This window comes from Pseudomonas sp. B3G-3, from assembly GCF_028640915.1.
Lineage (GTDB): Bacteria > Pseudomonadota > Gammaproteobacteria > Pseudomonadales > Pseudomonadaceae > Aquipseudomonas > Aquipseudomonas chlororaphis_I.
On record NZ_JAQZAB010000063.1, the window covers coordinates 1 to 13191 of the forward strand.

A 13191-nucleotide genomic window follows, 5' to 3' on the forward strand; every position below is an offset into this window, starting at 1 on the left:
TGGACTTGCCCCTATCAAACCGGACACCGGCACCCCGTTAAGTTGATGCCTCAGCCAGGCGCCTGAACTCCCGAGGTGAGCGGTAGTTCAGTGCGCTGTGCGGATGTTCCTCGTTGTAATGCTCGAAGGCGATGGCCAGGTTACGCAGGGCCGTCGCTCGATCGGGCTTGGGCATGTGACGGATGTAGTCACGCTTCATAGTCTTCACGAAGCTCTCCGCCATGCCGTTGCTCTGCGGGCTGCACACCGGAGTTGTCAGGGGCAGCAGGCCGATCTGCCGGGCAAAGCCCCGGGTCTGTTCAGCGGTATAGGCCGAGCCGTTATCGCTCAGCCATTGCACCGGCGATGTCGGTAGCTGGTCACCAAAGCGTTGCTCGATAGCTTCCAGCATCACATCTCGAACATCGTCGCCACTGTAGCCATTTGGGCTGGCCACCCAACTGATGGCCTCACGGTCGCAGCAATCCAGAGCGAAGGTTACACGCAGTTTTTCGCCGTCCTCGCAGCGAAACTCGAAGCCATCCGAACACCAGCGGGTGTTGCTCGTGTCCACCGCGACGCGACCTTCATGACGCCGCGCCACCCCCGGCTGCTTGCGCCGGCGCTCCAGCAACAGGTCGTGGTCTCGCATGACGCGGTATACCCGCTTCACGTTGATCGGTGGCTGGGCCTGCTGCTCATGCTGTCGACGCAAAAGGCCCCAGACCCGGCGATAGCCATAGCTGGGCAATGCGCCGACGGCCTGCTTGATCCGCTCGACCAGGGCCGCATCGTTGAGCGTCCGGCGACGACGCGGCTGCGCCCCCGGAGTGGGCTGTTTGAGCCGAGCCGTCAATTGCGAGCGCGCCACACCGAGACTCTCACTGACCGCTTTCACTGGTCGTCCCCCGGCAACAAGGGTGAGTGCGCAATCCATTTTCGCGAGCGGGCGATCTCCACCGCTTCCTTGAGGATTTCAGCCTCCATGGTCTTCTTGCCCAGCATCCGTTGCAGTTCGCGGATCTGCTTGAGGGCATCGGCCAGCTCGGAAGCAGGCACCACCGCTTCACCGGCACTGACTGCCGAAAGGCTGCCGTCCTGGTAGAGCTTGCGCCAGTGGAACAGTTGGTTGGGATTGATGCCGTTGCGCCGGGCCACCACCGAGACGCTTTGCCCAGGCTCCAGGCTCTCGCGCACCATGGTTAATTTCTCCTCGACGCTCCAACGGCGACGCCGCTCCTGGCCGAGCACTTCGATGCTTTTGTCTTTGCTGGTAGTCATAAACACAGTCGTTTGCCTATCCCTTATGGTAAGGGGGAAACGGTGTCCTGTGTTTCAAGGGGCTCGTTCACTCCCCCCCTCCCCCACACCCCCGCAACTGCGCAATATCCCGCTTCGGCGGCGCGCCAAACAGCCGGCTGTACTCGCGACTGAACTGCGACGGACTTTCATAGCCGACCTTGAAGGCGGCGCTCGATACGTCCAGGTGTTCGTTCATCATCAGGCGTTTGGCTTCGGTCAGCCGTAGCCACTTCTGGTATTGCAGCGGGCTCATGGCGGTGAGTTGGCGGAAGTGGTGGTGGAAGGTGGGTGTACTCATCTGCACGCGGGACGCGAGTTCATCGACGCGCAGTTGTGCGGTGTAATTCAGTTTCAGCCAGTCGATGGCCCTGGCGATGCGGTGGCCCTGGCCGTCGACGGAGGCGATCTGCCGCAGCCGCGCCGACTGGTCGCTCATCAGCAGGCGGTAGTGGATCTCGCGCTGGATCAGCGGGGCCAGCACCGGGATGGCTTCAGGCTCGTCCAGCAGCTCCAGCAGGCGCACGAACGAGGTGAGCATGGCCGGTGTCGCGGTGCCGATGCCCACGCCCTTGCCTGTGCTTCGATCGCGAGGTTGCAGCAGCCCGCCCTGGGCGGCCAGCTCCGCCAGCATCCGTGGATCGAGCTTGAAGCCCAGCCCCAGGCAGGGTTGTTCCAGGCTGGCCGCCGTCACCTCGGAATTGGCCGGCAGGTCCAGTGAGGTGACGAGAAAGCGCGAGGTGTCGTACGGGTAGGCTTCGCCGCCGACCCACAGCTGTTTCGCCCCTTGGGCGACGAGGATGATGCTCGGCTCGACCATGCACACAGAGGGCGGCGAAGGGATGTCGCGGCGAAAGAAACCCAGGCCGGGGATCGCTGTCGAGTAGTCTCCCGAGTGTTTGATCCGGGCGCCAATGAGGCGCGCGAGGGTTTCCTGGGGCGTCTGGACGCGGGTGTCGTGTTGGCGTGTCAGTCGGTGTGTACCCTCCTCGCCAAACGTTAACCCGGCCCTTGCGGGCGTCCTACCGAAAAAAACAAAGTCCAGAGAATCGGGCAAGAATTCCAGCGGAATGCACTACAGGCCGCTTGGGCCTGGCCGGGAAAATGACCATCCAACGTAATGCTGGATGGAGTGTGCAATGTTAGTCAACGCCTATGGCGCCCATGCGGGCGACCGACCTCTCGAACCCCTGCAGATCACCCGCCGCGCCCCCGGCGCCCATGACGTGCAGATCGACATCGCCTTCTGCGGCATCTGCCACTCGGACCTGCACCAGGTGCGCGCCGAGTGGTACGGCACGCAGTTTCCCTGCGTACCCGGCCACGAGATCGTCGGCCGGGTCGCGGCGGTCGGCGCCCATGTGCACGGTTTCCGCCCGGGCGACCTGGTCGGCATCGGCTGCATCGTCGACAGCTGCAAGCACTGCGCCGACTGCGAGGACGGCCTGGAGAACTACTGCGACGGCATGATCGGCACCTATAACTTCCCGACCCCGGATGCCCCGGGCTGGACCCTGGGCGGCTACTCGCAACAGATCGTGGTTCACGAGCGCTACGTGCTGCGCATCCGCCACCCCGAGGAGCAACTGGCCGCCGTCGCGCCGCTGCTGTGCGCGGGCATCACCACCTATTCGCCGCTGCGCCACTGGAACGTCGGCCCCGGCAAGAAGGTCGGCGTGGTCGGTATCGGTGGCCTGGGCCATATGGGCATCAAGCTGGCCCACGCGCTGGGCGCGCATGTGGTGGCCTTCACCACCTCCGACGCCAAGCGCGAGGCCGCCCTGCAACTGGGCGCCGACGAAGTGGTGGTGTCGCGCAATGCCGAGGAAATGGCCGCCCACGCCAAGAGCTTCGACCTGATCCTCAACACCGTGGCCGCGCCCCACAATCTCGACGCGTTCCTGGTGCTGCTCAAGCGCGACGGCACCATGACCCTGGTGGGCGCCCCGGCGACTCCGCATGAATCGCCCAATGTGTTCAACCTGATCATGAAGCGCCGGACCCTCGCCGGCTCGATGATCGGCGGCATTGCCGAGACCCAGGAGATGCTCGACTTCTGCGCCGAGCACGGCATCGTCGCCGACATCGAACTGGTGCGCGCGGACCAGATCAACGACTCCTACGAACGCATGCTCAAGGGCGACGTCAAGTACCGCTTCGTCATCGACAACGCCACCCTGGCGGGCTGAGCGCAGCAATCGCCTGATCCCGAGCCACCTTAAGCGGTCCGGCGGGTGCCCAGCTTGGGCACCCTTTTGCTTCGCGGTACCGGTTCCAGTGCCGCGTTTTCCCCCGGTCGCGACTGGACCTCCTCCAGCGCCGGGGCGGCTGACCGGCAAGGCTGTCGGTCGTCATTCACGCACCTGCCGTGCCCCCACTTATAAACAGAAGCGCCCGCAAGACCCGGCCCACAAGGTTGTCGGTCAGCACGGGCGCTTCCAGCCATACAGGAAACCTGTCTCCATGACCGCTACCTTCCACGCCGAAGCGCCCGAGGGCCGGCACACCTGGGGCGCCGTGCTGGCGATGGCCCTCGCCGCCTTTGCCCTGGTGGCCTCCGAGTTCATGCCGGTCAGCCTGCTGACGCCTATCGCCGCGGATCTGCAGGTCAGTGAGGGGCAAGCCGGCCAGGGCATTGCCGTCTCCGGCCTGTTTGCCCTGTTCACCAGCCTGCTGATCGCCTCGGTGGCGGCCCGGGTCGACCGCAAGCGGCTGTTGTTGTCCCTGACCCTGCTGATGATCGTCTCCGGAACCCTGGTGGCATTCGCTCCGGGCTACCTGAGTTTCATGGCCGGGCGCGCGCTGATCGGCGTGGCGATCGGCGGCTTCTGGTCGCTGTCGGCGGCCACCACCCTGCGCCTGGTGCCGCAGAACCAGGTGCCGCGCGCCCTGGCCATCGTCAACGGCGGCAATGCCCTGGCGACCGTGATCGCCGCGCCCCTGGGCAGCTTCCTCGGCTCGCTGATCGGCTGGCGCGGGGCGTTCTTCTGCGTGGTGCCAGTGGCCGCCCTCGCCGCCCTCTGGCTGCTGGTCAGCCTGCCACCGCTGAAAGCGCAGCCTGCCGCCGGCACCGGCAATGTCTTCAGCCTGATGAAAAGAATCCCGGTGGCCCTGGGCATGCTGGCAGTCAGCCTGTTTTTCATGGGCCAGTTCATGCTGTTCACCTACCTGCGGCCCTTCCTGGAAACGGTCACCCAGGTCCAGGTGTCGACCCTGTCGCTGATGCTGCTGGTAATCGGCGTCGCCGGCCTGGCCGGCACCTTCCTGATCGAAGCCTTCCTGAAAAACGCGCTGTATCGCACGCTGATCATCATCCCGCTGATGATGGCGGCGATCGCCATGGCCCTGGTGACGTTTGGCGCTTCGGTGTCGGTCACCAGCGTCCTGCTGGGTCTCTGGGGATTGGTGGCGACTGCCGCTCCGGTCGCCTGGTGGACCTGGCTGACCCGCGCGCTGCCGGACAATGCGGAAGCCGGCGGCGGCTTGATGGTGGCGATCATCCAGCTGGCGATAACCGCGGGCGCCACGGTGGGCGGCCTGGCCTTCGACCTGAGCGGTTATCAGGCGACCTTCGAACTGAGCGCGGCAGTGCTGGTGGTGGCCGCCGGGCTGGCGGTACTGGCGGCCCGCGCCGCCACGCGCGCGCCTTTCCGGGCATCGAACGTGGCGACGTGAGCGCTGGTGGGCGTTAAACAAACCGACAGGACAGGGCTGGGTATGCGCCGGGCATTCGCCCTGCTCTCAGGCAAGTGGAAGCTGGAAATCATGTGGTTGCTCAATCAGCGGGTCTACCGCTTCGGCGAGTTGCGAAAAGCCATTAGCGGCATCACCCAGCACATGCTGACCGCGCAACTTCGCGAGCTGGAAAAGGACGGGCTGGTGTCGCGCACGGTCTTCGCCGAAGTGCCGCCACGGGTCGAATACGAGATCACCGCCAAGGCCCGCGCGCTGGGCCCGACGATGGAGGCGCTGGCCATCTGGTGGAGCGAATATGGCGACAGCGTGCCGGCAAAACCCAAGCCGCGCGGACGCCAGGCCAAGCAGGTTTAAACCCGGCCGACCGGGCCATGCAGCGCTCGCCGGAAGGCGATAACGATTGAATCCATGTCATTTACAGGCGCCAAAAAGCAATATGATCGCCCCTCAAGAAATCGAAGACACTGAGTCTCTTGAGTCACAATTGCCGAGCGCTTGAGATGGGCAGGCTTTGCTTCGCTTCAAATGTTATCGAGAGCATTGAGTGTTGCAGTGGCACCGCCGGGGTTTGCCCTCGATCCAGACTAATTCATACAACAAGGCCACATGGAAAGTGAAAGTACTATTCATCGCTTCGCTAGGAATTCTAGCGCTCGCTCAAACACCACTGTCCTTCGCGGACAATGCCAATGGGAAAACACTCTACTCCCAGAGATGTGCCGTGTGCCACGGAGCCGAGATCAAGGGAACCGGACCCTTGGCCAATAAAAGCATCCCGCCAACACCCGACCTTACGACATCCGCTTTCAAGAAACGGCTCAATGATTACCCGGGCGTTATTGTGTCATCGATCATACTTCGCCCGAATGGAGACCTGATTCCAAGAACCCTGCAAGAGAACGGTGTAAAGATACCGCCGCACGCTTGGAGCATTAAGGATCTGCGCGACCTGCATCAGTACATGGCGGGGGTTATTTCAAAAAATCGATGATCTTGAGATGAGATGTGGGCACAGAAATCCAAGAGCCATTTCAGGGTTGGTTACAAGCCAATTATTCAGCGAAGAGCTACAGCCACGGAGCAGTGCATGAACGACAAAGAAGCAGCCGTTCTGATTCAAGTCTATGTCACAGATGATGACGGCCCTTTTTTTGAAGAGCTGCCCGCTCGCAAGATCGATCAGGATACTTACGAGTTACTCTCCTCTCCGGGTATCGCGCTGAACCTGGCACGGGGAGATATTGTTTCAATCAAAGACAGAGAAGCACCTGCCGTCGTCTTGCAACGAGGTGGGAATTTCTGCATCCAGATCTATGCGGACGCTATTCCTCAAGAAGAAATAGCCTGGCTGGAAAACGCCGTGGCCTGCGAGTTGGGTGGAACACTGGACGGTGTATTTGAGGGAAACCTGTCGTTGGCGATTCCGGCGCGCAACGGGATGGAGAAGATCAACGATGTCTTTAACAGGTTTCGAGATAGATCAGCGATTCAGTGGTACTACTCCAACATCTATAAAAACCTGGATGATGACGAGGATGAGACACTTTTATATTGGTGGCTCGAACGCTGATGGACGCTGACGTCCGCGGTCATTTCACCAGGCGCTTTTCCTTCGAAGGCCGGTAACCGAAATACGAGCTGTAGCACTTGCTGAAATGGCTCGGCGACACGAAGCCGCAGGCCACCAGCACCTCGACCTGGGACAGCTCGGTGTGCTGCAGCAATCGGCGCGCTTCGGTGATGCGCAGCTCCAGGTAATAGCGCTGCGGGGTGGTGCCCAGCTGCTCCTTGAACAGGCGCTCGATCTGCCGCCGGGAACGCCCGGCGTACTCTGCCAGTTGCTCCATTTGCAGCGGCTCTTCGAGGTTGGCGTCCATCAGATTGACCACCTCGCGCAAGGGCGCGCTCAACGAGATGTGCAGGGTCGGTTTGATGCGCCGGTAGCGGGACTCCTCGAACGACAGAATGTCCTCGATACCCTCGACCAGCGCCTTGCCGTGCAACCCCTTGATCCACTCCAGGGCCATATGGAAGGCGCCAGCGGGACTGGAGGCGGTGAGCCGGTCGCGGTCCACCACAAAGGCTTCGCTGGTGACATGGGTGACCTTGGAAATCTCCGCCAGCGCGGGGCGGTGTTCCGGGTGGATCGCGCAGCGATAGCCCTCCAGCAGCCCCGAGACGCCGAGGAACCAAGCCCCGTTCCACAGCCCGGCCAGGGTGATGCCCAGCTCGGCGGCGGCCTTCAGCAGGCTGACCAGCTCGGGATCGGCCTTGAGCTCCGTGCGGTAGCCACCGCAGATCACCAGCAGGTCGAGATCCTTGAGCGCTGGAGCGCTCAGGCGCGCATCGGGGCGGATCACCAGCCCGAGGTCGCTGGTGACTTCACCGTCCTGCAAGCCAAAGGTGCGCGGCGAGAACAAGGCAGGACGCAGCAGGTTGGCGGTGACGATGGTATCCAGGGCCTGGGTGAAGGCCGGCAACGAGAAGTGTTCGAGCAGCAGGAAACCCGCCCGGGTAGTGGCCGCGGGCGCTACCCGCGTTTCTTCCAGGTAACGCAGGTTCTTGCCCTTCATGCCGCCACTGAAATCCCGTCGCTCAACCGCCATACGCCCTCGCCTTCTTTACCCTACCGAACGTAGATCCAGTGTATGTCGAATCCTGGCATCCACCGAAAACCCTGCTCCCGCCACCCCTCGGGCGAACCGGTGCCGTAGGCTATAGAAAAAACTCGCGGGCCAGAAGCCGGTTCAGTTGAATGCAAGGGGCGTGGATTGCAACCAGGGAAAACACACATTCAGCGCAGCGGTCCGCTGTGGCGTCACCTGGATGCTCGGGTCATAGGTGAAGGTGGTCCGAATGACCATGCGCCAAAGGACTCTTGCGCAAGATGGCGACCTCGGCGGCGCTGGCGAAGCGCTTCCGGGGGATGTCCAGTGCCGTGGCCACGGCACTGGCGACATTGCGGCCCTCAGGGGGCCGCGACTCTCACAAGCCAGGCTCGGCGCGCAGGATCGAAGGCTCCTCGCCGCGATACAGCGCCTCGACCTTGGCGGCCCGCCACTGCAACACCGCGCGCTGGTTGATCGAGCCCTTGTCGGTGATTTCCCCACGATCGATGGAGGCCGGTTCGTCGAGCAGCGCGATCCACTCCAGGCGGCTGGCGTTGCCGCTGGCCTCGCGGTTGAGGCGTTGCAGCCAATCGCCGAACCAACGCCGCACCGGCGCGCTGGCCAGGACCTCGGCATCGCTGGCATTCGCGGGCAAGCCGGCCAGCCGCCGGCATTCGTACAGCCGCGGAAACACCAGCGCCCCCAGGCACTCGCGGTCCGGCGCGGTCACCACCAGGTCCTGCACATAGGGCGAGCCTTCGAGCACCGCGCGATTGCGCAACGGGCCGACGCTGACGAACACCCCGGAGCCGAGCTTGAAGTCCTCGGCGATGCGCCCGTCGAACATCAGGCCCAGTTGCGGGTCGGCGGCGTCGACCAGTTTCAGCGCATCGCCGGAGCAGTAGAAACCCTGCTCGTCGAAGGCTTCGGCGGTCTGCTGCGGCGCGCGCCAGTAGCCTGGCATGATGTGCGGCCCGCGAAAGCGCCCTTCCAGCTTGCCGTCCACCGGCACCAGGCGCACCTCGCAACCCGGGGCCGGCAGGCCGATATAACCGGCCATGGACAAGGGCCCGGTGGTGAAAGTGCAGGACGGCGATGCCTCGGTCATGCCGAGCCCGGCCATCATGCGGATGCGTTCGCCGCAATGGGCTTCGGCCACCCGGTCGAGACGATCCCAGACTCTCTGGGACAGGCCGGCCGCGGCGAAAAAGAACAGCTTCATGCGTGAGAAGAAACGCTCGCGCAACTCGCCGTCCTGCTCCAGGGCGTTGACCAGTTCTTCCCAGCCCTTGGGCACCGTCAGGTAGGCGGTGGGGGCGATTTCCTTGAGATTGCGCAGGGTTTCGGCAAAGCCCTGGGCCGTCGGCTTGCCCTCGTCCAGGTAAAAGGTGCCGCCGTTGTAGAGCACGATGCCGAGGTTGTGGCTGCCGCCGAAGGTGTGGTTCCACGGCAACCAGTCCACCAGCACCGGGGGTTCCTCTCCGAACACCGGGAAGGTCTGCAGCAGCATCTGCTGGTTGGCGCAGAGCATGCGCTGGGTGGTGACCACCGCCTTGGGCAGCTTGGTCGAACCCGAGGTGAAGAGAAACTTGGCGATGCTGTCCGGGCCGGTGGCGGCGAACGCCGCTTCGGCCTCGGCGTCGCCGGGGTGTTGCAACAGGCTGGCAAAATCGCGCTGCGGCCGGCCCGCCACGGTGCCACGCACCACGATCAGCGGCGTGTCGTTCGGCAGCACGGCATCGATCGCCCGCTGGAAAGCCGCGCCATCGCTGACGAACACCAGCCCGGGCCGCATCAGGTCGCAGACATGCCGCAGCTTGGCGAAATCCTGGGACAACAGCGAATAGGCCGGCGACACCGGGCAATAGGGAATGCCGGCGTACATCGCCCCCAGGGCCAGTTGCAGGTGCTCGATATCGTTGCTGGAAAGCAGCACCAGCGGCCTCTCGGCCGACAGGCCATACCCCAGCAGGCTCTGGGCGATGGCGCGCACGCTGGCCAGCATCTCGGCGTAGCTCACCCGGCGCCAGTCGCCACCGTCCTGGCGCGCGGCGACAAAGGTCTGCTGCGGGCGCACCCAGGCCCAATGCACCAGGCGGTCCAGCAGGCGCCTCGGCAACTCGGCCAGGGGTTCCAGGGAGCGCATCCGCAGGATGCCCTGCTCTTCGCTGACCTCCACCGCGGGATGGGCGATGGCCACCTGGCGATAAGGCGGCGTGTCGGTCGCGTTCGGCGCTGGCGATCTGAATTCGGAATTCACGTGTTTGTCCTCCATCAAGGCCCATCGCCGGCACGTTCGGCCGGGGACCTGGCAGCCGGGGCTGCGGCCTTGTGATTGTTGGGTCCGGGGGCCGGAGTTCAGATCGGGTAGTGCCGGGGACCGTTCTGCAGGGTAATCCAGCGCAACTGGGTGAACTGCTCGATGGCCGCCTTGCCGCCAAAGCTGCCGTAGCCGCTGGCCTTGACCCCGCCAAACGGCATCTGCGCCTCGTCGTGCACGGTCGGGCCATTGATATGGCAGATGCCCGATTCGAGCCGTTGCGCCAGGGCCAGGGCGCGCCCGGTGTCGCGGCTGAAGATCGCCGCCGACAGGCCGAACTCGGAGTCGTTGGCCAGCCGCAGCAGCGCTTCGTCGCCCGCGCCGCGCAGCACCACCGCCACCGGCCCGAAAGACTCTTCGCGGTACAGGCGCATGGCCTCGGTGACGCCGTCGAGCAAGGTCGGCTGCAGAATGCTGCCGGCCAATTGGCCACCGGCGACCAGGGTCGCGCCCTGCTCCAGGGCGTCGTCGATCAGCCCCTGGATGCGCGTGCCGGCACTGGCGTCCACCAGCGAACCGAGCACCGAGTCCGCGGCCTCCGGGTTGCCCGCCGGCAAGCTGGCGATCTTCGCCGCCAGCCTGGCGACGAAGTCCTCGGCCACCCGCGCATCGACAATCAGGCGCTCGGTGGACATGCAGATCTGCCCCTGGTTGAAGTAGGCGCCGAAGGCCGCGGCCTGCACCGCGGCATCCAGGTCGGCATCCTCCAGCACCAGCAGCGGCGCCTTGCCGCCCAGCTCCAGCAGGGCCGGCTTGAGGTGCCGCGCCGAGAGCTCGCCGACGATGCGCCCGACCCGGGTCGAACCGGTGAAGTTGACCCGGCGCACCGCCGGATTGGCGATCAACCGCTCGACAATTGCCGGGGCATCCTCGGGCGCGTTGCTGATGACGTTGACCACCCCGTCACCGAGGCCGGCCTCCTGCAACACCTGGCCGATCAGCCGATGCACCGCCGGGCTCAGCTCGGACGCCTTGAGCACCACGGTGTTGCCGCAGGCCAGCGGCATGGCGATGGCGCGGGTGGCGAGGATCACCGGGGCGTTCCACGGCGCGATGCCCAGCACCACGCCGCACGGCTGGCGCAGGGCCATGGCGAAGCTGCCGGGCACGTCGGAGGGGATGACCTCGCCATTGATCTGGGTGGTCATGGACGCGGCTTCGCGCAGGATATTCGCCGCCAGTTGCACGTTGAAGCCGTACCAGTTGGCCATGGCCCCGGTCTCGCCGGCCGCGGCGATGAACTCCGCGCTGCGGGCCTGCAATTGCTCGGCTGCGCGCAGCAGGCGGCTGCGTCGCTCATTGGGCGCCAGCGCCGCCCAGGCCGGGAACGCCGCCTGGGCCGCGGCCACGGCGGCGTCCGCGTCTTCCAGGGTGGCGGCGGCGGCGCGCGAGACGACGGCGCCGGTCACCGGGTTACGCCGGTCGAAGGTTCGACCGTCGCGGGCGGGGCACGACTGGCCGCCGATCAGCAGGGGCACGTCCAGCATGGTGATTCCTCTTTATTGTCGTTATCGGGAATACAGTGGAGCGGTTCACGCCGGCGCCTGGGCGCTGCGCCGAACAGCGGGCGGACGCTGCCGCCCGCCGGGTTTGCATCAGCGCTTGTAAGCCTGCAGGCCGGGCTTGATGCTCTTGTCGTCGAGGAACTGCTTCATGCCCTGCTCGCGGCCGCCTTCGGTGTCCAGCAGGCGCGACTGGTCGAGCTTGGCGTACAGGTAATCCTCGTTCTGCTCCCAGGTCAGCTCGCGGCAGCGCTTGAAGCCGTGCTTGGCGGCCCGCAGCACCACCGGGTTCTTCTCCAGCAGGTTGCGCGCCAGCTCGACGGTGGTTTCGCGCAGTTGCGCAAGCGGCACGCTCTCGTTGACCAGGCCCATCTCGGCGGCTTTCTGCCCGCCGAAGGTCTTGCCGGTCATGATGTAGTACAGCGCCTGGCGATGGCCCACGGTGTCGGCCATGGCCTTGCTCACCAGGTTGCCCGGCGGGATGCCCCAGTTGATTTCCGAGAGGCCGAAGGTCGCTTCATCGGCGCAGATCGCCAGGTCGCAGGCCACCAATGGGCTGAAGCCGCCGCCGAAGCACCAGCCGTTGACCATGGCGATGGTCGGCTTGGCGTACATGCGCAGCAGTTTCCATTGCCATTGCGAGGCTTCGCGGCGGATTTTTTCCTGGAGGATCTCCGGGCCGGCGTCCACTTCGCGAAAGTATTCCTTGAGGTCCATGCCCGCGGTCCAGGCTTCGCCCGCGCCGGTCAACACCAGCACGCCGGCGGCCGGGTCCTGCTCCAGCGTCTCCAGCACGTCGACCATCTCGCGGTTCAGGGTCGGGCTCATGGCGTTGCGTTTTTCCGGACGGTTGAGGATGACCCAGGCGATCCCCTCTTCGATCTCGACCTTGACGGTTGTCCAGCGACCTTCGTAGTTGTTCATGGCGATTGCTCTCTTTGTTCTTGGCTTGAGATGGGCAAAAACTAAACCGCCGAATTAGTTATGTCAATTAACTATTAATAAAATTAACCAAGCTTTCTCAGGTGCCCGGAGCGTTTCAAGGCCAAGACATCTGCCAGCGGTCATGGCTATCCCTGGCCAACCCCGGCAAACTAGATAGCCTTCTTAACCGCCAGCCCGAGGATTTCCCCTGCAATGGCCAAGTCTTCCAACAAGATAGCCACCGCCGCCGAGGCCCCCGTCGCCGACAGCGAAGCCCAGGCGCCCCTGGACTCCGCCCTGGACGACCTGATCGGTTACGCCATGCGCCGGGCGCAGCTGAAACTGTTCCAGAACCTGATTGGCCGCCTGTCGAGCCATGACCTGCGGCCGGCGCAGTTCTCGGCCCTGGCGATCATCGAGCAGCATCCCGGGCTGATGCAGGCCGACCTGGCCCGGGCGCTGGCCATCGAGCCGCCGCAGGTGGTGCCGTTGCTGAACAAGCTGGAAGAGCGGGCGCTGGCGGTGCGGGTGCGCTGCAAGCCGGACAAGCGCTCCTACGGGATCTTCCTCAGCAAGACCGGCGAGACCCTGCTCAAGGAACTGAAGCTGATCGCCGCCGAGAGCGACCAGGACGCCACCGCCGCCCTCGACGACCAGGAACGCGAAGAACTGCTCAGGCTGCTGAAAAAGGTCTACCAGCAGTAGCCGCCAGCCTGCGATCCCTGTAGCCGCTGCCGCAGGCTGCGATCGACGGCGCAGCCGTCGCAACCCGGCGAACGCCTTTATCCAGGCAGATCGCGGGGGCAGGTTTTGCGGCAACTGCGTTGCCGATCGCAGCCTCGCGGGCTCGGCAGCGGCTACC

General features: G+C 64.6%; 12 protein-coding genes. 6 read left to right on the forward strand and 6 right to left on the reverse strand.

Annotated elements, in window-relative coordinates; translation table 11 throughout:
• Positions 1-37 precede the first annotated feature (37 nt).
• Positions 38-1260 (reverse strand): IS3 family transposase gene (locus PVZ80_RS03820; RefSeq protein ID WP_202946906.1). Its coding sequence is split into 2 segments (ribosomal slippage): positions 38-915 and positions 915-1260, totalling 1224 coding nucleotides; the frame shifts between segments, so codons are not numbered across the junction.
• Positions 1261-1327: 67 nt separating this feature from the next.
• Entirely contained in the window at positions 1328-2251 is a 924-nt protein-coding gene (locus PVZ80_RS03825; RefSeq protein ID WP_273863449.1) for an AraC family transcriptional regulator, read from the reverse strand.
• Positions 2252-2417: 166 nt separating this feature from the next.
• Here PVZ80_RS03825 and PVZ80_RS03830 point away from each other — a divergent pair, with 166 nt between their 5' ends.
• The 5 genes from PVZ80_RS03830 to PVZ80_RS03850 all read left to right on the forward strand — a co-directional run bounded on the left by PVZ80_RS03830 (position 2418) and on the right by PVZ80_RS03850 (position 6544).
• Positions 2418-3467: an NAD(P)-dependent alcohol dehydrogenase gene (locus PVZ80_RS03830; RefSeq protein WP_273863443.1), complete on the forward strand. Its 1050-nt coding sequence runs from the start codon at positions 2418-2420 to the stop codon at positions 3465-3467.
• A gap of 274 nt (positions 3468-3741) precedes the next feature.
• Entirely contained in the window at positions 3742-4953 is a 1212-nt protein-coding gene (locus tag PVZ80_RS03835) for an MFS transporter (protein WP_273863444.1), read from the forward strand.
• Between the two features lie 42 nt (positions 4954-4995).
• Positions 4996-5328 carry a winged helix-turn-helix transcriptional regulator gene (locus PVZ80_RS03840; RefSeq protein WP_016704039.1) on the forward strand — a complete coding sequence of 111 codons (333 nt, stop codon included), beginning with the start codon at positions 4996-4998 and terminating at the stop codon, positions 5326-5328.
• Positions 5329-5587: 259 nt separating this feature from the next.
• Entirely contained in the window at positions 5588-5965 is a 378-nt protein-coding gene (locus PVZ80_RS03845; protein ID WP_273863445.1) for a cytochrome c, read from the forward strand.
• A 96-nt stretch (positions 5966-6061) separates the two neighbouring features.
• Complete coding sequence (locus PVZ80_RS03850; protein WP_273863446.1) at positions 6062-6544, forward strand: DUF4265 domain-containing protein; 483 nt, start codon at positions 6062-6064, stop codon at positions 6542-6544.
• 19 nt (positions 6545-6563) lie between these two features.
• Here PVZ80_RS03850 and PVZ80_RS03855 read toward each other — a convergent pair whose 3' ends face one another.
• The 4 genes from PVZ80_RS03855 to PVZ80_RS03870 all read right to left on the reverse strand — a co-directional run bounded on the left by PVZ80_RS03855 (position 6564) and on the right by PVZ80_RS03870 (position 12329).
• On the reverse strand, positions 6564-7580 hold the full coding sequence (locus PVZ80_RS03855) for a GlxA family transcriptional regulator (protein ID WP_198919038.1): 1017 nt from the start codon (positions 7578-7580) through the stop codon (positions 6564-6566).
• A gap of 379 nt (positions 7581-7959) precedes the next feature.
• Positions 7960-9843, reverse strand: a complete 1884-nt coding sequence (locus PVZ80_RS03860) for a feruloyl-CoA synthase (protein WP_273863447.1) — start codon at positions 9841-9843, stop codon at positions 7960-7962.
• A gap of 98 nt (positions 9844-9941) precedes the next feature.
• Entirely contained in the window at positions 9942-11390 is a 1449-nt protein-coding gene (locus PVZ80_RS03865; protein WP_273863448.1) for an aldehyde dehydrogenase, read from the reverse strand.
• A gap of 108 nt (positions 11391-11498) precedes the next feature.
• On the reverse strand, positions 11499-12329 hold the full coding sequence (locus PVZ80_RS03870; RefSeq protein WP_103331965.1) for a p-hydroxycinnamoyl CoA hydratase/lyase: 831 nt from the start codon (positions 12327-12329) through the stop codon (positions 11499-11501).
• Between the two features lie 213 nt (positions 12330-12542).
• Between PVZ80_RS03870 and PVZ80_RS03875 the strand changes: the two genes are divergently transcribed.
• Positions 12543-13034, forward strand: a complete 492-nt coding sequence (locus PVZ80_RS03875) for a MarR family winged helix-turn-helix transcriptional regulator (RefSeq protein ID WP_273829247.1) — start codon at positions 12543-12545, stop codon at positions 13032-13034.
• Positions 13035-13191 lie beyond the last annotated feature (157 nt).